19 protein-coding genes and 2 tRNA genes are annotated in these 19979 nt (G+C 51.5%); all 21 read right to left on the bottom strand.

Features of this window, described 5'->3' with window-relative positions; genetic code table 11:
* Window positions 1-322 precede the first annotated feature (322 nt).
* Window positions 323-1813, bottom strand: coding sequence for a lysine--tRNA ligase (lysS, locus tag KNP71_RS14475; protein WP_021068200.1), 1491 nt, complete (start codon window positions 1811-1813; stop codon window positions 323-325).
* Between the two features lie 147 nt (window positions 1814-1960).
* Window positions 1961-2899 carry a tRNA dihydrouridine synthase DusB gene (gene dusB, locus KNP71_RS14470; protein ID WP_232819639.1) on the bottom strand — a complete coding sequence of 313 codons (939 nt, stop codon included), beginning with the start codon at window positions 2897-2899 and terminating at the stop codon, window positions 1961-1963.
* A 79-nt stretch (window positions 2900-2978) separates the two neighbouring features.
* Window positions 2979-3482 (bottom strand): 2-amino-4-hydroxy-6-hydroxymethyldihydropteridine diphosphokinase, encoded by a 504-nt coding sequence (folK, locus tag KNP71_RS14465; protein ID WP_214830947.1) that lies wholly within the window; start codon window positions 3480-3482, stop codon window positions 2979-2981.
* Window positions 3479-3844 carry a dihydroneopterin aldolase gene (gene folB, locus KNP71_RS14460; RefSeq protein WP_021068197.1) on the bottom strand — a complete coding sequence of 122 codons (366 nt, stop codon included), beginning with the start codon at window positions 3842-3844 and terminating at the stop codon, window positions 3479-3481. Before folB ends, folK begins: the two co-directional genes overlap by 4 nt.
* Entirely contained in the window at window positions 3837-4622 is a 786-nt protein-coding gene (gene folP, locus KNP71_RS14455; RefSeq protein WP_021068196.1) for a dihydropteroate synthase, read from the bottom strand. Before folP ends, folB begins: the two co-directional genes overlap by 8 nt.
* The gene (locus KNP71_RS14450; RefSeq protein WP_214830945.1) at window positions 4619-5449 is read right to left on the bottom strand and encodes an aminotransferase class IV; all 831 of its coding nucleotides are present in this window, start codon (window positions 5447-5449) and stop codon (window positions 4619-4621) included. Before KNP71_RS14450 ends, folP begins: the two co-directional genes overlap by 4 nt.
* Window positions 5433-6017, bottom strand: coding sequence for an aminodeoxychorismate/anthranilate synthase component II (gene pabA, locus KNP71_RS14445; protein WP_029594412.1), 585 nt, complete (start codon window positions 6015-6017; stop codon window positions 5433-5435). Before pabA ends, KNP71_RS14450 begins: the two co-directional genes overlap by 17 nt.
* Entirely contained in the window at window positions 6014-7393 is a 1380-nt protein-coding gene (locus tag KNP71_RS14440; protein WP_214830943.1) for an anthranilate synthase component I family protein, read from the bottom strand. Before KNP71_RS14440 ends, pabA begins: the two co-directional genes overlap by 4 nt.
* A 94-nt stretch (window positions 7394-7487) precedes the next feature.
* Window positions 7488-8441 (bottom strand): cysteine synthase A, encoded by a 954-nt coding sequence (gene cysK / locus KNP71_RS14435; RefSeq protein ID WP_021068192.1) that lies wholly within the window; start codon window positions 8439-8441, stop codon window positions 7488-7490.
* Window positions 8442-8527: 86 nt separating this feature from the next.
* Window positions 8528-9454, bottom strand: a complete 927-nt coding sequence (gene hslO, locus KNP71_RS14430; protein WP_285801282.1) for an Hsp33 family molecular chaperone HslO — start codon at window positions 9452-9454, stop codon at window positions 8528-8530.
* Window positions 9455-9474: 20 nt separating this feature from the next.
* Window positions 9475-10239: a type III pantothenate kinase gene (locus tag KNP71_RS14425; protein WP_021068190.1), complete on the bottom strand. Its 765-nt coding sequence runs from the start codon at window positions 10237-10239 to the stop codon at window positions 9475-9477.
* 94 nt (window positions 10240-10333) lie between these two features.
* Window positions 10334-12361 carry an ATP-dependent zinc metalloprotease FtsH gene (gene ftsH, locus KNP71_RS14420; protein ID WP_021068189.1) on the bottom strand — a complete coding sequence of 676 codons (2028 nt, stop codon included), beginning with the start codon at window positions 12359-12361 and terminating at the stop codon, window positions 10334-10336.
* A gap of 105 nt (window positions 12362-12466) precedes the next feature.
* Window positions 12467-13012 carry a hypoxanthine phosphoribosyltransferase gene (gene hpt, locus KNP71_RS14415; RefSeq protein WP_021068188.1) on the bottom strand — a complete coding sequence of 182 codons (546 nt, stop codon included), beginning with the start codon at window positions 13010-13012 and terminating at the stop codon, window positions 12467-12469.
* A 35-nt stretch (window positions 13013-13047) separates the two neighbouring features.
* Window positions 13048-14277 carry a tRNA lysidine(34) synthetase TilS gene (gene tilS / locus KNP71_RS14410; RefSeq protein WP_214716314.1) on the bottom strand — a complete coding sequence of 410 codons (1230 nt, stop codon included), beginning with the start codon at window positions 14275-14277 and terminating at the stop codon, window positions 13048-13050.
* A gap of 68 nt (window positions 14278-14345) precedes the next feature.
* Window positions 14346-14417, bottom strand: a tRNA-Glu gene (locus KNP71_RS14405).
* A gap of 9 nt (window positions 14418-14426) precedes the next feature.
* Window positions 14427-14503: transfer RNA gene (locus tag KNP71_RS14400), tRNA-Met, on the bottom strand.
* Between the two features lie 142 nt (window positions 14504-14645).
* Window positions 14646-17048, bottom strand: coding sequence for a YhgE/Pip domain-containing protein (locus KNP71_RS14395; RefSeq protein ID WP_214830941.1), 2403 nt, complete (start codon window positions 17046-17048; stop codon window positions 14646-14648).
* A 210-nt stretch (window positions 17049-17258) separates the two neighbouring features.
* Window positions 17259-17798 carry a S1 domain-containing RNA-binding protein gene (locus KNP71_RS14390; protein WP_021065739.1) on the bottom strand — a complete coding sequence of 180 codons (540 nt, stop codon included), beginning with the start codon at window positions 17796-17798 and terminating at the stop codon, window positions 17259-17261.
* A 75-nt stretch (window positions 17799-17873) separates the two neighbouring features.
* Complete coding sequence (locus tag KNP71_RS14385; RefSeq protein WP_021065740.1) at window positions 17874-18248, bottom strand: FtsB family cell division protein; 375 nt, start codon at window positions 18246-18248, stop codon at window positions 17874-17876.
* Between the two features lie 45 nt (window positions 18249-18293).
* Window positions 18294-18566, bottom strand: coding sequence for an RNA-binding S4 domain-containing protein (locus tag KNP71_RS14380; protein WP_021065741.1), 273 nt, complete (start codon window positions 18564-18566; stop codon window positions 18294-18296).
* Window positions 18563-19978, bottom strand: a complete 1416-nt coding sequence (gene yabN, locus KNP71_RS14375) for a bifunctional methyltransferase/pyrophosphohydrolase YabN (protein WP_214830939.1) — start codon at window positions 19976-19978, stop codon at window positions 18563-18565. The genes KNP71_RS14380 and yabN overlap by 4 nt, the downstream gene beginning before the upstream one ends.
* Window position 19979: the final 1 nt, after the last annotated feature.

Genomic DNA, 19979 nt, shown 5'->3' with positions numbered 1-19979 from the left:
ATAGCTCTTTAAAAATGACGAAGCTTGCGCTTCATTCAAAAATTGTAAAACTTTTTTTGCCTCATCGTTCAGTTTTCAAAGTTCGTCTGTCGCTCATTGGCGACTCTTAAAATAATACAAGTCATCGACACAGTTGTCAACCACTTTTTTTATTCTTTTCCGCTGCCATCAGCGGCAACGTTTATTACTTTACCGCATCCCTAAATAGAACGCAAGTCTTTTTGCAAAAGTTTTTCTGAAAAAGTTTTTAGCCTCTTTACACCGGCAACATTCTCCATAGAAAAACCTCTCGCCCGTAAGAGCGAGAGGTTAAAACGATTCTTTACTGTTGGTGTCTCATCGTCGGGAACAATAGAACATCACGAATCGATGGTGCATTCGTCAACAACATGACGAGGCGATCGATTCCGATTCCAAGACCGCCCGTTGGCGGCATTCCGTACTCGAGTGCCTCAAGGAAATCGTTGTCCAATTCATGGGCTTCGTCATTCCCTGCTTCTTTCTCAAGAAGTTGAGCTTCGAAACGCTCACGCTGATCAATCGGATCATTCAATTCCGTGAAGGCGTTAGCATGTTCACGACGAACGATGAACAATTCAAATCGATCCGTGAAGCGTGGATCTGTATCGTTCTTTTTCGCCAATGGCGATACTTCGACAGGGTGACCGGTGACAAACGTCGGTTGTAACAATGTTTCTTCGACTTTCTGCTCAAAGAATTCATTGACGATGTGACCGAATGTCATATGGTCTTGAATCTCTACACCGTGCTCTTTTGCAAGCGCACGTGCATCTTCATCAGACATCTGTTGCCAGAAATCGACGCCTGTTTCTTCTTTAACCAAGTCGACCATGTGCGCACGTTTCCAACCGACAGCCAAATGAATCGTATCTTCTCCATATTGAACGTCCGTCGTGCCAAGAACTTCTTGGGCTACGTGAGCTACGAGTTCTTCTGTCAAATCCATGATGTCATTATAGTCCGCATACGCTTCATACAATTCAATCATCGTGAACTCTGGGTTATGACGTGTTGAGATCCCTTCATTACGGAAGACACGGCCAATCTCATACACGCGCTCGAGACCACCGACAATCAAGCGCTTCAAATGAAGCTCGATGGCGATCCGCATATATAATTCCATATCAAGTGCATTATGGTGCGTCAAGAACGGACGGGCCGCCGCTCCACCTGCGATTGTATGCAACATCGGCGTTTCGACTTCCAAGTAACCGCGATGGTTCAAGAAATTCCGAATTTCCGAGATGATCCGGCTACGCAGAATAAACGTTTGACGCGAATCGTTATTCGTAATTAAATCCAAATAACGTTGACGATAGCGTTGCTCAACATCTTTTAAGCCATGATATTTATCAGGAAGCGGACGAAGTGCTTTTGTTAAGAGTTCGAACTCTTCAACATGAATCGACAATTCGCCGACGTTCGTCTTGAACAGCTTCCCTTTCACCCCGACGATGTCACCAAGGTCAGATGATTTGAATAAATCGAACGGTTCGTCACCTACGTCATTTTTACGCACGTAGATTTGGATTTGTCCTGTGACGTCTTGGATGTGGGCAAAGAAGACTTTCCCTTTTCCACGTTTCGTCATGATTCGTCCGGCAAGCGTCACTTCGACGTCTTGTTCGGCCAAGGCTTCTTTTTCAATTGCCTCATATTGTTCATGTAATTCACCGGCGTGGGCAGAACGTTCGAACCGACGTCCGAACGGGTCAAGCCCTTGTTCACGCATCTCGGTCATTTTTTCAAACCGAACCTGCATTTGGTCATTCATTTCCAACTCGTGACTCACTACTCCATTCACTCCTCTATACGTATTGGGGATGTTCCTAATAAAAAACTGTCAGCCTCACGGCCAACAGCACAGCCTAAACCGTTTGCTTGTGTGGTTCACTTTTTCGCCAAACAAGCTTACCACAAATCAATTTTTTTCACTAGTTCACACTTCTTGCATTTGTCGCTCGAGCTGTTCCACAAAATGATACAACACGATGCCAAAAGCATCTCGCGATTCCGTTTCGTTGATTTGCTTCCGAACCGGGCCGCTGCCTTTCAACCCTTTCAAGTACCACGCCGCATGTTGACGCATCTCGCGAACGGCCGTCACTTCTCCTTTGATGGCAATCAAGCGATCGAGGTGCAACATACAGATGTCGATTTTTTCACGCGCCGCTGGTTCTGGCGGAAGTTCACCCGTCTCCAAATACTGCACCGTTTGATACAGCATCCATGGGTTACCAAGCGCTGCCCGCCCGATCATGACGGCATCGACACCATAGTGATCAATCGCATGTTTTGCTTCTTGAGGTGTCGAGATATCGCCGTTACCAATAATCGGAACCGTCGCAATCTTCTTGGCTTCGCCAATCCAATCCCAGTTTGCGGTTCCTTCATATTGTTGAGACCGCGTACGACCATGAATCGCAATCGCCGCCGCTCCTCCGGATTGAGCCGCCCGAACATTGTCGAGAATATAAATATGGTCTTCGTCCCAACCGAGGCGCATTTTGACCGTGACCGGCTTATCCACCGCATTCGAGACGGCGTTCACCATCTCGTAAACTTTGTCCGGGTCAAGCAACCATTTGGCACCCGCCTCACACTTCGTGACTTTTGGGACCGGGCAACCCATATTGATATCGATGATGTCCGCATTCGTGTTTTGATCTACGTACTGGGCCGCTCTGACGAGTGTATCTTTCGAACCGCCGAAAATTTGAAGGCTGAGTGGCTTTTCCCGTTCATCGACGTACAGCATCCGGAGCGTTCTTGCGTTCTCCAATAAAATCCCTTTATCGCTGACCATTTCAGCACAGACGAGTCCCGCGCCAAATTCTTTAGCGATCAAACGAAACGCAGGGTTTGTCACTCCGGCCATCGGGGCAAGGACGGCGCGGTTCTTTATATCGATGTTACCAATTTTGAACCCTGACACTTCTCCACTTCCTTTGCTAACGTTAAACCGAGCTGACTAATGATTGTAACGGCCCGAGACGGACGACATCTTGTCGTTCCGACGCAGGAATGGCTTCTAGCAACGCCCGCACCGTCATTCCCTTTACCTCGACCGCCGGAGCAATCTCCGCGAACGGGGCAAGGACAAAAGCGCGTTCATGCATCCGTGGATGCGGAACAGTTAACTGCTTCGATTGTATATCTTCGCTGTTATAGACCAAGATGTCAAGGTCGATTGTACGCGGTCCATTCTTGAATAGTCGTTCTCTCCCTAGGTCCCGTTCAATCTGTTGGAGTTGAAGCAAGGCTGCTTCCGCAGAAAGCGACGGCTCGACTTCGACGACCATATTATAGAAGGATGGCTGATCTGTGTATCCGACCGGTGCCGTCTCATATACGGATGACTCTTTCGTCACCTGAAGACCGTTTACCGCCATCGCTTGAATCGCTTCTGCCAGATAGTTGGCACGCTCCCCAATGTTCGAGCCCAGCGCTACGTACATCATACGTTCCGTCTCCGTGTCATCTCAATTGCGACTGAGTCATAATGACCCGGGATGGGCGGGTCCGGCTTGATCACTTTGACGGTGACGCTTTGAATCTTGTCGCTGTGGGCCAAAACAGCCGTCGTAATGCGCTCGCCTAGCGCCTCAAGTAGATTGACTGGCTCCCCGGTGACGATGTCTTCCGTCAATTGATAGAGACCGGCGTAGCTGACCCCGTCTGATAAATCATCCGATTGTCCAGCCGGCGCCAAATCCAACTCACACATCAAATCGATGTTAAACCGTTGACCGAGTCGATTCTCTTCTGCAAACACACCGTGATAGCCGTAAAAACGCATCCCATTCACAAACATCTTATCCAATTTGTCCGCCTCCCAGCATCGCGTCCATCATGAGTGACGCTCGTTTATTCTCTCGTACGTCATGGACCCGAATCCACGCACAGCCTTTCATAATGCCTAGACACGTCGTCGCCAGTGTCCCTTCCAGTCGTTCTTCGGTCGGTAAATCAAGCGCTTGCCCGATAAATGATTTCCGCGACGTTCCGAGTAACACCGGATAACCGAGGTTCGTGATCACGTCGAGTCGATTCATCAACTCCATGTTTTGCGCATAGTCTTTCGCAAAGCCGATTCCCGGGTCTAACCAAATCATCTCATCCGGCACACCTGCCGCTTGAGCGATTTCAATCGATTCATACAAGTCACCGACGACCTCCTCAATGAAATGGCCATAATTTCGATTGTCGCGATTGTGCATCAAGATGATGGGAACGTTAAACGCCCGTGCCACTTGTGCCATCGATTGATCGCCCCACTTCGAGCCCCAGACGTCATTGATGATATCGGCCCCGGCTTCTAATGCTGCCTTTGCCACCACCGGTTTGTACGTATCGATCGAGATGAGCACGTCGAGCTCTTGCTTCAGTTGACGAATGACAGGAACGACTCGCTCGATTTCTTCTTCCGCCGAGACGAACCGGGCTCCCGGCCGTGTCGATTCCCCGCCGATATCAATCGCGTCCGCTCCGTCTTGAACGAGTTGCTTGGCGTGAGCGACCGCCTGTTCGAGCGCCGTATACCGTCCTCCGTCCGAAAACGAATCCGGTGTCACATTTAAAATTCCCATGATTTTTGTCATCGCGTTTCTTCCCTCTCAATCGCATGCGACAAGACAGACCAACATGCTTTAAATTTTGCCCCGTCTTTTCCTGGATAGCTGTTCCCGGCATAGTCTGTGACCGGAGCAATCTGTTGAACCGAATTGGTCAACCAAATCTCGTCTGCCTGTGTAAGTTCCGCAAACGTCACATCACGTTCCTTCACATCAAACGTATCCATCACCCAACGTCGCGTGACCCCAGCCAGAGGTCCCGTCGCGAGCGGCGTCGTCCAAAGTTGGTCAGCTTCGACCCAGAAGATATTCGAGACAAGCCCTTCTACGACATGTCCTGAGTCATCGGCGAACAGCCCTTCCGCCTCCCGATCAACGAGCATGCGCTTCCCTAATATATTGTTCATATAATGATGGGATTTTAAGCGGAATGAAGCTTCGGGCCGACTTCTCGGAAACGGGATGGCTTCCAACCGTTTTTCCGTGGGCTGGAACGATTCCGGTAACGGCTTGACGAGCAGTGTCACGTTCGGACGAGTGTAGCGTCCGTCGTAGAGTCCAAGTGGCGCCACCCCCGCGGACACGTTCAAGCGCACATACAGGTTCGGGGTCCCGTTTTGACGAACGACGTCTTGAATCGCCTGCTCCATCTCTTGTTTCGTATACGGTAAATCAATCCATAGTTCCACTAAGCTCTTTTCGAGACGTTCCCAGTGAAGATCAAACAAGAACGGGATGCCATTGAACGTTCGAAACGTCTCGAATAGGCCCATCCCATATAAAAATCCGTGATCTTCCACCGGAATCGTTACTTCAGAGCTGCCCCGCAGTTCGCCGTTATGCCAAAGCCACATGACGATACACCTCGACGAAATTACGAATCATGTCTTTGCCGTGTTCTGTCAAAATCGCTTCCGGATGAAACTGGACCCCTTCAATCGGTAACGTTTCATGCCGGAGTGCCATAATCTCTCCTAGGCTCGTCTCGGCCGTGACTTTCAAGCACGACGGTAACGCATCTCGTTCGACCGCGAGCGAATGGTAGCGTGTCACGATTGTCTGTTGCGGGATGCCGTTAAACAGCGTGTTTCCGTCATGTTGAATCGCTGACGTCTTGCCATGCATGAGCCGCTCGGCATGGACGACTTTTCCGCCGAACGCTTGAGCAATCGCTTGATGTCCTAGACAAACGCCAAGAATCGGGATGCGACCGGCAAACGCCTGAATCGCATCGATGCTGATACCCGCCTCACTCGGTGTGCACGGACCAGGCGAAATGACGAGATAACTTGGGGCGAGCGCTTCAATTTCCTCGATCGTGATGTCATCGTTACGACGGACGACGAGTTGTTCACCGAGCTCCCCAAAGTATTGAACTAAATTGTATGTGAACGAGTCATAGTTATCGATGAGTAAAATCATACCGTCGCCTCCGTCATTTCTTTCGCCGTCCATAGCGCTTTCGCCTTGGAAAGTGATTCGGCGTACTCCGCTTCAGGATCCGAATCAATCACAATCCCGGCACCAGCCTGAACATGGGCGATTCCGTCCTTCACGACCATCGTCCGAATCGTGATGTTGAACACGAGGTCATCATCCCAACTAAGCCATCCGTATGAGCCGGTGTAAATCCCGCGTCGGACCGGTTCGAGTTCCTCGATGATTTCCATCGTCCGGATTTTCGGTGCCCCGGTGATGGTGCCGCCCGGGAACATCGCACCGAGTGCTTCGGCTCCCGATACGCCGTCCCGCATCAAACCGCGCACGTTCGAGACGATATGTTGGACGTGCGAGTACTTCTCGATGACCATCAGCTCATCGACATGCACTGTCCCGTAAGCCGCGACTTTGCCCAAGTCGTTTCGTTCAAGGTCGACGAGCATGACGTGTTCGGCCCGCTCTTTCTCATTGTCGAGCAGCGTCCGAGCCATTTCCAGATCTTCCGCCTCATCTCGTCCTCGTGGTCTCGTCCCAGCAATCGGGCGGGTCGAGATGGCGGCGCCATGTTTCTCGAGCAACAGTTCCGGCGAAGCCGACACCATCGTGAGCGAATCGTCAACGAAATAACCCATATACGGTGAAGGGTTCACTTTCCGGAGCGTGTCGTAGATGTGACGCGGGTGTGCGAGTAGCGGTTCCGACTGCCGGACGCTCAAGTTCACTTGGAACACATCGCCCTCGACGATGTAGTCTTGAATCTTTTGCACCGCCGTCACGAAATTCTCTTGTGACAATGAACGTGAACGTTCGAGCGTTCCGCTCGCGACCTGCGGGAACGAATAGTGCGTCTCGGTGTGCCAGAGGGCGACAAAGCGATCGAGTTTCACTTCTAACTGATTGTCCGTCGTAACGAGCATATATAAAAGTGATTCTTCTTCATCGAAGACCGCTACTTCATCGAACAGCAAGAACGAGACGTCCGGTGTTGCCAAATCGTCTGCCGCTTGCCGTGGTAAACGTTCGAGGGTACGGGCTACATCATAGCTCACATAACCGATCATCCCGCCAAAAAACGGGGGAGCGCCAGCTGGCCGCTCGGTGGCGTACCGGGTCCGGATTGTTTCGACGATGTCGAGCGGGTCACCGTAAAGTGTTTCCGTCGCCTCTGATGTCTCGAACGTTCCGACCCCATCTTTCACGTGAAGCGTAGCGAACGGTTCAATCCCGGCCATTGTATAGCGGCCGACGCGTCCGCTCTCTAACCACGCATAATGCTTCTTCCCTTCCGTCAATGTCATATATGTGTCGTACATCTTCTCTTTTGTCATACTCATGGTTTTGAACGCTGTTTGTCTCACGCCACATTCCCCCGTTCCACTGATTCATGCCTTTAATTGTACACAAGAAAAGGCAGTTACCGAAAGAAGTTGTCTCCCGGTAACTGCCGTTTGTTTACGAGCGTACGCTATCTGATTCTTCATCGAATTGATAGAGCGGTGTGCTGAGGTAGCGTTCTCCGTTTGACGGGATGATTGCCAGCACGTTTTTCCCTTTGCCGAGACGTTTCGCCGTATCGACAGCCGCTGCGATCGCCGCCCCAGATGAGATGCCTCCGAGCACGCCGTTCGTTTTGGCCGCAAGACGTGCGTATTCGAACGCCTGATCGGTCGTGATTTGAAGGACACCTTCATAAATCTCCGTATCTAGAATCGACGGGATGAACCCGGCCCCGATCCCTTGGATTTTATGCGGGCCTGGTTTACCACCCGACAAGACCGGTGAATCGACCGGTTCGACCGCTAGGATTTGAACGTTCGGATAGTGGGCTTTCAACACTTTACCCGCTCCCGTGATTGTTCCACCTGTCCCGACGCCGGCGATGAACGCATCGACTTGAAGGCCTGACGCATCGAACGCGTCGACGATTTCAGGTCCTGTCGTCATCTCGTGCACGTTCGGGTTAGCTTCATTGTTAAACTGCTGCGGGAGGAAATAACCGTTTTGTTCAGCCTCTTCCGTCGCACGGCGAATCGCTCCGCCCATCCCTTCAGGACCCGGCGTCAAAATGAGTTCGGCACCGTAGCCACGAAGCAAATTGCGACGTTCCATGCTCATCGTTTCCGGCATGACCAAAATCGCTTTATAGCCTTTGGCCGCACTGACCATGGCGAGACCGATTCCCGTGTTCCCACTGGTCGGTTCGATAATCGTATCTCCTGGTTTCAAGACCCCTTCTCGTTCAGCCGCTTCAATCATAGCGAGCGCAATCCGGTCTTTTACGCTAGAGCCCGGGTTCATATACTCCAATTTCAAGTAAACCGTGGCATCTTCAGCGCCAGTCAATCCATTCAACTTCACAATCGGTGTCTTTCCAATCAAGTCTGTTACTGAATCTACGATACGCATTTCATTTCCTCCTCCATAATTCCGACTATTCCGATATTGTAATCATACCCTATCAGATTCAAAATATGCAATTTGGAGTAAAGCGGTCAACGTGCTTGTTGTTTCATCGTTTCTAATTGTTCCGCCGAGAAGTGGTATTTCTCGCCGCAGAAGTGACAAACCGCTTCAGCGCCGCCATCCTCTTCAATCATGTGACGAATCTCTTCGGCACCGAGCCCGATAATCGCGCTTTCCATACGGTCGCGGCCACATGTGCAATTAAATTGAACCGGTTTTTGATCCAACATTTCGAGGCTGTCGCCAAGGAGCATATGGAGCATTTCTTCCGGTGTTTTCTCTTCACCGATGAGGACCGACACTGGCGGGAACGTCTTGAGCGCCTGTTCAAGCGCTTGAATCGTCTCTTCTGACGCATCCGGCATCAATTGAACGATAATGCCACCGGCCGCAAGAATCGATTCATCTTCTGGAAGGACGAGCACACCCGCACCGACGACTGACGGTACTTGTTCTGACGTCGCAAAGTAGTACGTGAAGTCTTCGCTAATCTCACCCGTTTGAATCTCAGACGAGCCGCCGACAAAGTCTTTCAAACCGAGGTCTTTAATGACCGAGATCGTCCCGCGTCCGACGGCTTCACCGACTTTCAACTTCGTCAAACCGTGATCATTCACAAACGTGCCGCCTTCGACACGAGGATGTGACACGTAACCGCGCACGTCTCCCGCCGTATCGGCATCGACGATGATTTTCCCAATCGGTCCATCGCCTTCGACTTTGAGCGTCACGCGAGCGGCGCCTTTTTGCATCGCACCGATCATCGTCCCGATCGTCATCGTGCGACCGAGCGCTGCTGAAGCGACCGGTGTCGTCTGGTGACGGAGTTGCGTTTCAAAGATTGTTTTCGTCGTCCGGACGGCAAACGCGCGGACTTCCCCGTTGAACCCGAGGGCACGGACGAGGTAATCGGCTTTCATTTGGTCAAGTAATGCTTGTTGTTCTGGTTGAATCATATCGAGTAACTCCTTTAAGTTTATTTCTGGTTGCGCTCATAGATGAGACGAAGCCCATCGAGCGTCAAAAATGAATCGACGACATCAATCGTCTCTGCATGCTCGCTAATCAAACGCGCGAGACCGCCCGTGGCAATCACGGTCGCTTCTCCGACTTCACGCTTCATACGACCGACAATGCCATCGACTTGTGCGACATAGCCGTAATACGTCCCGGACTGCATCGCTTGAATTGTATTTTTCCCAACGACCGTAGGCGGTGTCGCGAGCTCGATGCGCGGCAGCTTGGCCGCCCGTTGATAGAGCGCCTCGACCGAAATCATGATCCCCGGTGAAATGATGCCTCCGTGATAACGGCGGTTCTCATCAATATAGCAGTACGTCGTCGCCGTTCCGAAATCGACGATGATGAGCGGTCCATCATACTTGGCAATTCCAGCAACCGCGTTGACGATGCGGTCCGCTCCGACTTCACGCGGATTATCAACATGAATGTCGAGACCGGTTTTTACGCCGGGACCGACGACAATCGGTCGGACGTTAAAGTAGCGCTGCGACATCTGCTCGAGCGGAAAGATGACCGGCGGAACGACCGAAGACAGAATCACACCGTCAATCTGATCGAATGAGACGTTCGAATGATCGAACAGTGATTTCACGAGCATGCCGTATTCATCGGTCGTTTTCGTGCGGTCTGTCGAGATGCGCCAATGATGGACGAGTGTCTCGCCGTCATACATCCCAAGGACAATATTTGTATTCCCAACATCAATCACTAAAATCATGATAGCGTTCCTCACTTTGTTGTCAATTACAGTTCGCTCGAATTATAACACGAAAAAAGACGAATGCCTTGTTTAGGGCATTCGTCTCTTACACTTACCGTGATTCGTTGTTCGGGCGTTCCGTCGGTGTCGCTTCCGGCTTATCGCCTTCAGGGACAACATCCGGCTTCGCTTCTTGAACGACTCCAGGCTGATCGATGACTTGTCCGTGCTTGACGGCCGCCTCATCCTTCTTCGCTTCGTCGCTTGCATCATCTTTCGATGGTTCAGACGGCTCTTCCGGTTCGTGCGGAAGATATTCGCGCGTCTTAATCAAGTGACGAATCTGTTTCGAATCGAGCGTCTCGACTTCGAGCAACGTCTTCGCGACGAGTTCGAGATCGTCTCTACGATCCGTCAAGATTTGTTTCGCTTTCGCGTAACAACGGTTGATGATATCACGAATCTCGAGGTCGATGTCTTGTGCAATCGCATCCGAGTAGTTCTGTTCCGTTTGGAAGTCACGGCCAAGGAAGACTTGTCCACCATGGTTTGACCCAAGTTGGAGCGGCCCGAGCTTGTCGCTCATCCCGTAATCCATGACCATCTTCCGGGCGATACCAGTCGCACGTTGGAAATCATTGCTTGCTCCTGTTGACACTTCACCGAAGATGACGTCTTCCGCCACGCGGCCCCCGAGGAGACCGACGATTTTATCTTCAAGCTCAGGTTTCGTCATGAAGTAGCGATCTTCTTTTGGAAGCATGACGACATAGCCGCCTGCGTTACCGCGAGGAACGATCGTCACTTTATGCACTTCATCTGCATTCTCAAGTTCAATCCCGATAATCGTATGACCCGCTTCATGATAGGCGACGATTTGTCGTTCTTTCTCCGAGATGACACGGCTCTTCTTAGAAGGACCGGCGATGACGCGGTCAATCGCTTCCTCGACATCCACGACTGATACCGCTGAACGGTCAGACCGGGCTGCGACGAGCGCCGCTTCGTTCAATAAGTTTTCAAGGTCAGCACCTGAGAATCCAGGTGTCCGCTGCGCAATCGACTTCAAGTCGACTGTCGAATCAAGTGGCTTGTTGCGGGCGTGAACTTTGAGGACTGCTTCACGGCCTTTAACATCCGGACGATCAACCGTGATTTGACGGTCAAATCGACCTGGGCGAAGAAGGGCCGGGTCAAGAATATCCGGACGGTTCGTCGCGGCAATCATGATGATCCCTTCGTTGTCACTGAATCCATCCATCTCGACAAGAAGTTGGTTAAGCGTTTGTTCACGCTCGTCATGTCCACCACCGAGGCCAGCGCCACGTTGACGTCCGACCGCATCGATTTCATCGATAAAGATGATACACGGTGCGTTCTTTTTCGCATTCTCGAACAAGTCACGTACACGTGACGCCCCGACACCGACGAACATTTCGACGAAGTCAGAACCTGAGATTGAGAAGAACGGTACACCGGCTTCTCCTGCAGCTGCACGAGCGAGCAATGTTTTACCTGTTCCCGGAGGACCGACAAGCAAGACACCTTTCGGAATCCGTGCCCCGAGTTTCGAGAACTTACGTGGGTCTTTCAAGAATTCAACGACTTCGATGAGCTCTTGCTTCTCTTCATCTGCTCCGGCAACGTCTTCAAACGTCACACGACGCTTCTCTTGATCGTATAATTTCGCCTTCGATTTCCCGAAGTTCATCACACGACCACCACCACCGCCACCTTGGGCTTGGTTGAGCAAGAAGAAGAATAAGATGAAGATGATGATGAACGGTAAGATCGCGAATACGATGCTGAACCAGCTACCACTCGACTCTGCTTCTTCGATTTGGATGTCGGTATCCGCGCGAAGTGACGAGAGCACTTCGGCGTATTCGGCCTCGTTGGCCGGGATATTCGTTTCAAAACGCTGATCTTCGTCTCCTGTTAGATCTCCTGTAATTGAGATGGCTCCCGGAATTTCTTGTACGGTTGCCGTTTCAATCCGACCTTCTTCCACATATTCCAAGAACTTCGAATACGTGAGCGTCTCGCTCTGGCTATTCGGGTTTTGTAAATATTGAAGGAACAAGATCAAGGCTAGGAAAATCACACCGAAAACTAAGGTGTTTTTCACTGCACGATTCATTCTCTGCCTCCTATTCCGAGAAACGATGTTCTCGCCCATTCAGTATATGTGTATACTTTGGGTATTTCTTTTATCTTAACACGACGCATTTTCAAAAGAAAAACGTTAGCCCCCGTAAATGCTCGGCTTGAGCACACCGACGTACGGAAGGTTACGATATTTCTCTTCGTAATCGAGACCATAGCCGACAACAAACTCGTGCGGAATAACGAAACCGCTATAATCTGCCGACAATCCGTTCTTGCGGCCCGTCGGTTTATCGAGAAGCGTCACGATTTTAACCGATTTGGCTTTGCGGTACTTGAGCAGGTCGACGAGATAGCCGAGCGTGAGTCCACTATCAATGATATCTTCTACAATCAAGATGTCGCGTCCTTCTACAGATGTATTTAAATCTTTCTCAATTTTAACTTCACCCGTCGATGACGTTCCGCCATGGTACGTCGACACGTCCATGAAATCCATTTCTAAATGGATGTCCATTTCTTTGACGAGGTCTGACATGAATGGCATCGCACCTTTTAACACGCAGACGAGGAGTGGAAACTCTTCTTTATATTCTTCGCTAAGTGTTGTAGCGAGTTCTTTCACTTTACCTTGAATCTCTTCGCTTGAAATCAGTACTTTCTCCATATCGTTCATTAATGACATCTTAAAATCCTCCTCTTTCTTATCCGACACAATCATCATTTTACCATTAATCGTGGGCACATCGCACCCGACTTATCCGGAAAATCGGAAACTCTTACCCCTACTATAGCGATAATCCGTCCCGTTGCGTCAACTACCAATGGGACAAAAGGCCGTTTTTCTCGCGGAATCTTCGCGTCAATGAAGATGCGGGCGACTTTTTTCGTCCCGATGGACAGTTTCATCGCGTCCCCAGCCTCAACAGAGCGGATGATCAACGGCAACTCGATTGCCTCGAGCGGGATGCCGTCCGTATCATCCTCAACGTCTAGTGAGAATAACGAAGTCCCGAACACTACATGTGCTGGGAAGGTCGTTACCACTTGTTTGTGTGGGGCTAGGAGCGATTGACCAGTTGCCTGTAACGATAAGAACCCGTCTTGTTTCCGCAGGCCCCATGGCCCCTCTAAGTCGAAGTGGCCAGAACCTTGGGCACTCGTTAACAGACGGTCGATCGCGGTCCCCACCTCTACCCCGTAGCGCATTGATAGCAGGCGCCCGACGGTGTATCGTTCGACAGGATTTAGACACATCAAGTTATCCGATTTCACGTGAAACGCTTTCATCTCAAGCCGCACGTTGTCCTGGATCCAATTCTCCATCTGTCGGTAGCGGGTCCGCCACAGTTCGCGTTGATGCCGAGCTGTTTCGCTCACAACTTGAACAAGATCCGGTTGCGACGCGAGGAGCTGGGGCACGATCTGATGCCGCACTTGATTGCGCAAATATTCGGTCGTGGCGTTGCTCGCATCTTCTCGCCATTCAAGTCCGTATCGTTTGGCATAGGCAATCAATTCCCGCTTCGGTTCCGATAAGAGCGGACGAACGAGTTCTCCTCCTGCGAACGGACGACGCTCAGGAATCCCCGTCACTTCGACGACGTTACGCTGCAGTTGAATGAGGACGGTCTCGAGTTGGTCATCCGCGTGATGGGCCGTCATCAGTTGTGTATATCCGAACTTCTGCATAACCTGTTCAAAGAACGCATATCGTGCCGTCCGGTAACTCGCCTGCGAACCGCCGTTCGGGAAAGCGAGCCGTTTGCCATGAAATGGCACGTCGTACTTGTCGGCCAAACGTCGCACAAATTCATACTCTTCATCCGACTCGGGACGCAGTCCATGATGGACATGGGCCACGCCCACTTCCATACCGTTCCGAATGACCCGATCCAACAAGACGACCGAATCGATTCCACCGGACACGGCAACCAATACTCTCGTCATCCGTCCGCCTCCTTGATATAACAAAAGAAGCCATCTCGAGTGAGATGGCTTCTTTTCGCTTAGGTAAGTGACCCGTACGGGATTCGAACCCGTGTTACCGCCGTGAAAGGGCGGTGTCTTAACCGCTTGACCAACGGGCCTAAATAAAATGGTAGCGGCGGAGGGAGTCGAACCCACGACCTCACGGGTATGAACCGTACGCTCTAGCCAGCTGAGCTACACCGCCATGTTATTGTTGTGTCCTAAGCACATTTTCTATAATAACCAGTACCCACGCCAGTGTCAATTCTTTTTTAAAAGTTTTTTCACAAAAAAATCGTGTATAGTGTCGTCTTATCCACTATACACGATTTTCAGTTCGTTGTGCATCACGCTTCTGACGTCGTCAGCCGATATTTTTTCTTCCAAGCGATGCGGAAATATCCCCATAGCAGGAAGAAGCAAGCGGTTGAGACGAACGCCAAATAGATGATTGCTTGTTGCAGGTAGCTCCAGCCGTCCGCTGACAAGATTTCTTTATAGCCCGATACGGTGTATGTCATCGGCAACCAAGCGTTAAACGGTTGGAGGGCGCTCGGAATCAGTTCGAGCGGGAACGTTCCAGCCGACGTCGTCAATTGAAGGATTAATAAGACGATGGCTACGAAACGGCCCGGATTTCCGAGCGTCGTGACGAGTAGCTGCACGATTAAGAGGAACGTGATGCTGACGAGCCAACTGAATCCGAAGAACTGGAGCGGCGCCTCGACTTCAAGTCCGAGCAACATGACCATCGCCACATCCAAGACGAGCGCTTGAATAAATCCGATGACGAGCAACACACCTGATTTTGAGACGAGCCATGACAGGCTGCGTTTCGGTTTTCCAGCCGGATCGTACAGCGGATAGACAATCGAGAGCAAGAGCGCCCCGACGAATAGTCCGAGTGACATGAAGTACGGTGCAAAACCCGTTCCGTAGTTCGGGACTTTGTGAATCGATTCGTTGACGACCGTGACCGGTCCAGCCATCATGTCGACGTTATCGTCTCGGATGTCGATCGCGGCCGCTTCGGCCCCATCGGCGAGCGCGTCCCGTAACTTGCTGTTACCAGCCGCAAGTTCGGACACTCCGTCTGCGAGCTGGTCGCTACCTGACTGGAGGTCTTTACCGCCCTCTGCCAAACGTACAGCCCCGTTCGCGAGTGTATTCGTGCCCGCGCCGGCGCTCTTCGCCCCGTCTGCGAGTTTCGAACTCCCCTCTGACAAGGCACCCGTCGCCTCGGTCAACTGCGTACTGCCGGACGCGAGTTCGGCGGTCCCGTCTTTCAACGCTCCGACGCCGGCGTTTAAGCGATTGCTTGCCGAAGCCAACTCTTTCGAACTCACGGCTGCCGTTTGCGCCCCTTGTTCCACTTGGGTCGACCCATCCGCCAACGCCTGTGCCCCGCTTGCGAGTTCGGCTTGTCCGTCACGTAACGTCACCAGTCCCGAAGCGAGTTCATTGGCACCAGCCTCTGCTTGCGTCAATCCGTCACCGAGCGCGGCCTGTCCTTCTTTCACACGCGTCGCTCCCGCGGACAGTGCATCGAATCCAGCGGCTGTCGCTGTTTGACCTTCCGCCAATTGGGCCACAATCGCCTGTAGCATCTCTGGTGAAGCAGGTTGCCCTGCCTCGGCGAGTGCTGACAGCTGGGTCATCAACTGATCTTGACTGGCCAACACTTCTGTCTTCATCTGACCGATTCCGGCCACGAGTTCTGTCTCTCCTGCCATCAAGGCGGCATTCCCTTCTTTCGCCGCCGTCATCGCGGCCGCCAATTCATTTGAACCGGCACTCAATTGCTCACTGCCGTCCTTCGAACGCTGAATCCCGGCCGCGAGTTGTTGAACGCCTTGATTGAGAGAAGCCGTCCCGCTGTGCAATTCCTCCAACTTCGAGGCGAACGTGTCTGTCCCTTCGACAAGTTGGCTCGTTCCGTCTTGAAGGGCAGACGCCCCGTCATTCACTTGACGTGCCCCGTCTGATAAGGCGGCGCTACCTGCATAAACTTGCTGGCTTCCCTTCGCCAACTCCGTCGTCCCTGTCTCGAGTTGGGCCACACCTTCATTCAGCCGACTCGCCCCGTCAGCCAATTCTTGTTGTTTTGAAGCGAGCAATGCGGTCCCGTCGGCCAATTGGGTCGCCCCCTGTTCGGCCGTCTGCGATCCATCTGCTAGTTTTCCCGCCCCAGCCGCCGCTTCATCGAGTCCAGCAGCGGCATCTTGAATCCCGTCACGCATCGCACTGACGTACTGTTTCGCGACTTCGGTCGACAGTTCACCTTTCACTTGCTCCATCGCGGAACCGCCGATTTGAGCCGCTAAAAAGTTATACGATTCATTGGCGATATATTTGAGTTCAAGCTTCTCAGGTTTTTCGCTGAGCGCCGTCGTCGCTTTTTCTGAGAAGTTTGCCGGAATCTCAATCGCCATGTAATAGTCATGATCGTTCAACCCTGACTCGGCTTCTTGTTTCGTCGTCTCGATAAATTCGAACGCCTCAGACGTCTTTAACTTCTCAACGAGTTCGTCCCCGACGGCAAGTTGCTCCCCGTCGAACGTCGCTCCCTGGTCTTCGTTCACGATCGCCACCGGCAAGTCTTTCATCTGTCCATACGGATCCCAAAACGCCCATAAGAACATCCCGGCATACATGAGCGGTACGAGTGCGACCGCGAGAATCGGGACCCAGACCCGAGGATTCTTCCCGATGCTTCTCCATTCCGCCAACCACAGTTTCCATCCATTCATCTTCATTCTCACCTTTCACTTATAAAACATAACTATTTTTTCATGTTCCCTATTGTGCTCGCTTCCCCGAAAAAATGCAACCCTTTTTAGTTATTTTTCATAACAAAAAAAGAATCAAAAAAAACCACAGACTATAAAAGTCTGTGGTTCGTCGTCTTCTTGAGGAAGACCGTCTATCGTTACGAGTAGAAGCTGATGGTTTACGAAGGGTTACCCGCGCTTGGCTCCACGTCCACCGCGTTTTGAGTCGGTTTGACGTTTTAACGTCGTCAAGCGCTCGTCGCTGTCTTTCAAGAACTTGCTCATCAACGTATCGAACGTTTCTGGCTCACGGCGTACTTCACGACGTCCGCCGCCGCCGCCACGTGGACCGCCACCGCGTGGACCGCCGCCACCGCGTGGGCCACCTTGTCCTGGACCACCTGGGCGTGGGCCGCCTTGACCCGGGCCGCCCGGGCGTGGGCCACGAGAGAAACGCTCGCCGGCTGGACGCTCTGGACGTTCACTGACAGGGCGATCGACGGCCTTTTTGATAGACAACCCGATTTTGCCATCTGTTTCGACGTTCAAGATTTTGACCGTCACTTCTTGACCGACCGTTAGCACTTCATTGATGTCTTTGACGTAAGAATCTGCCACTTCACTGATGTGCACCAAACCCGTTTTGCCGTTTGGAAGTTCTACGAACGCTCCGAAATGCGTAATCCCTGTAACCTTACCTTGTACCTTGCTTCCTACTTCAATTGACATAAAATAATGTACTCCTTTTTTTGATTGATTCCCTACAATTATACGAGTCGATTCGTCAACGGTCAACGAACCCACTTATTCCTCTGGTGAGAAGTAAAAAATAATCTCGCCATCTTTCGAGAACAACAGCTCGTTGCGCGCTAGATTGGCGATGTATTCTTCGTCTTGTAAACGCTCGACCTGCTCTTTCAGTTCTGATTGTTCGTCCTTCGTTTCCCGAAGTTCGACTTGCGCTTCATTTTGTTTCCGTTCTTGCTCGGACACATATCCGACTTTCGAGAAGTAACTCTGACCGATGAAGACAACCATTAACAAAAAGAGAAGTGAGGCCGCAGCCAGGCGGCGTCGAAGATGGATACGTCGCCGGTTCTGTTCTTTTTCCAGCTGTTCTCTCCGTTCATCAAGAGCCCGAATCCGCTGTTTGCGTTCCATCGGGTTACGTCCATTCATCGAATCACCTTCCTCCTGTCCTGTTACGTTCAGTATACCTTTTTTTTACGCTTCCGTACCACTGTTCACCTTTTCTTCTTTGAGCAAGCGGTACATTTCTTTCGCATCCTCTTTGCGGGCATGCTCGGCAATCGAGTCAATGACGACCGTGACGAGCTTGTTCCCGAATCGAATTTGTAACTCATCACCGACTTTGACGTCGGTGCTCGCTTTCGCTACTTGTCCGTTCAATTGAATCCGGCCTTGGTCGGCGACTTCTTTCGCCAACGTACGCCGCTTAATCAAGCGGGATACTTTCAAAAACTTGTCTAGTCTCATAATCCCTTCTCCTTCGCTTCATCCCAGAGCCGATCCATCTCTTCGAGCGTCATCTCTTCGAGGGAGCCGTTCGCTTCAATGTATTCGAATCGTCTCTTAAATTTTTGATTGGTTCGTTCGAGCGCCTGCTCGGCGTTCAACTTGAAATAGCGCGCCACGTTGACGATTGAGAAGAGGACATCCCCAAGTTCTCGTTCATCTTCAGGCTGACTTCTCCACTCGTGGAGTTCTTCTTCCAATTTCTCGAACGCACCTTGAACATCGTCCCATTCGAAACCGACTTGCGCAGCTTTCTTCTGCAATTGCTCGGCCCGCATCAAACCAGGTTGCGTCATGAGAACTCCATCTAGCTGCGATTTTCTCTTTTCCCCTTTTTCCACTTGTTTAATCGCATTCCAATTCGTCACCACTTCATCGGCATCATCGACCGTCACATCCCCAAACACATGAGGATGACGGCGGACCATCTTCTCACTGACGGTGCCAATGACGTCTCGAATATCAAAATAGCCTTCGTCCGCTCCGATTTGGGCGTGGAGCATGACTTGAAGCAACACATCACCGAGCTCTTCGACAATCGCATCATCGTCTTCCGTATCGATTGCTTCAATCAATTCATACGCTTCTTCGAGCAAATATTTGCGGAGCGACTCATGCGTCTGTTTCCGGTCCCACGGGCAGCCGTCCGGACCGCGGAGCGTCGCAATGATGTGCTTCAACGTCGAAAATTCGCGCGCCAAATGCGTCTCGTCCGTCAACGGCGGCACATAGAGCGTCGTCAAGTTGTCGACTTCTGCCACGCGGTCCATCTCATAGAGCGGGATTTCACTGACCCGCTCATGTTTTGTCCCAGCGGCTGTCACGAGTTTGACGATATGCTCATCCGGATATCGTTCCATCAATTGGACTTTCACGTCTCCGGCCACGAACCCGTCATACACTTGACCAATCAATACGTGTTGAGTCACTTGAATCCGTTCGACATCGAGCGCCGTCGCATCGAGTAATTGGAAGCCGTTGATTGGATCGATGCGGAGGGCTTGGAACATGGCGTCCAAAAAGCTCTGACCGCCGAGGAACGTGAGGTCCGCACCTTGTTCGACGAGCAACTCGACCGTCCGCTCCGCCACGAACGGATGTCCCGGTACGGCATAGGTGATGGCTAGCTCTTCACTCTTTTCAAGCAACGTCTCAACGATTTGTCGGTAGACGTCCTCGAACGTGTCACTCGCTTCGTAAATCGCATCAAACGATTCGAACGTCACGCCTTCCGCCTCAAGTTCGCTGACGACAGGGTGTTCTTTCGTGCGCAACCAAACGAGCGGTTGCTGCTTCAAATGACGATAGACACCGAGCGGTAGTTGATCAAGTTCGCCAGACCCGAGGCCGACGACCGTAATTCCGTAACTCATA

Source organism: Exiguobacterium sp. s56, from assembly GCF_018618255.1.
GTDB classification, from domain to species: Bacteria; Bacillota; Bacilli; order Exiguobacteriales; family Exiguobacteriaceae; genus Exiguobacterium; species Exiguobacterium chiriqhucha.
Note: the sequence above shows the minus strand (reverse complement) of the source record. Positions and strands in the feature narration are given on the sequence as shown.

Excerpts from the sequence above, each read along its gene's own strand:
- ftsH (WP_021068189.1), bottom strand. The coding sequence starts at position 12,361 with ATGAATCGTGCAGTGAAAAACACCTTAGTTTTCGGTGTGATTTTCCTA.
- pabA (WP_029594412.1), bottom strand. The coding sequence starts at position 6,017 with ATGATTTTACTCATCGATAACTATGACTCGTTCACATACAATTTAGTT.
- hpt (WP_021068188.1), bottom strand. The coding sequence starts at position 13,012 with ATGTCATTAATGAACGATATGGAGAAAGTACTGATTTCAAGCGAAGAG.
- cysK (WP_021068192.1), bottom strand. The coding sequence starts at position 8,441 with ATGCGTATCGTAGATTCAGTAACAGACTTGATTGGAAAGACACCGATT.
- hslO (WP_285801282.1), bottom strand. The coding sequence starts at position 9,454 with ATGATTCAACCAGAACAACAAGCATTACTTGACCAAATGAAAGCCGAT.
- folP (WP_021068196.1), bottom strand. The coding sequence starts at position 4,622 with ATGACAAAAATCATGGGAATTTTAAATGTGACACCGGATTCGTTTTCG.
- tilS (WP_214716314.1), bottom strand. The coding sequence starts at position 14,277 with ATGACGAGAGTATTGGTTGCCGTGTCCGGTGGAATCGATTCGGTCGTC.
- KNP71_RS14390 (WP_021065739.1), bottom strand. The coding sequence starts at position 17,798 with ATGTCAATTGAAGTAGGAAGCAAGGTACAAGGTAAGGTTACAGGGATT.
- KNP71_RS14385 (WP_021065740.1), bottom strand. The coding sequence starts at position 18,248 with ATGAATGGACGTAACCCGATGGAACGCAAACAGCGGATTCGGGCTCTT.
- dusB (WP_232819639.1), bottom strand. The coding sequence starts at position 2,899 with ATGGCCGGAGTGACAAACCCTGCGTTTCGTTTGATCGCTAAAGAATTT.
- KNP71_RS14425 (WP_021068190.1), bottom strand. The coding sequence starts at position 10,239 with ATGATTTTAGTGATTGATGTTGGGAATACAAATATTGTCCTTGGGATG.
- KNP71_RS14380 (WP_021065741.1), bottom strand. The coding sequence starts at position 18,566 with ATGAGACTAGACAAGTTTTTGAAAGTATCCCGCTTGATTAAGCGGCGT.
- yabN (WP_214830939.1), bottom strand. The coding sequence starts at position 19,978 with ATGAGTTACGGAATTACGGTCGTCGGCCTCGGGTCTGGCGAACTTGAT.
- KNP71_RS14450 (WP_214830945.1), bottom strand. The coding sequence starts at position 5,449 with ATGTGGCTTTGGCATAACGGCGAACTGCGGGGCAGCTCTGAAGTAACG.
- KNP71_RS14395 (WP_214830941.1), bottom strand. The coding sequence starts at position 17,048 with ATGAATGGATGGAAACTGTGGTTGGCGGAATGGAGAAGCATCGGGAAG.
- folK (WP_214830947.1), bottom strand. The coding sequence starts at position 3,482 with ATGATGTACGTAGCGCTGGGCTCGAACATTGGGGAGCGTGCCAACTAT.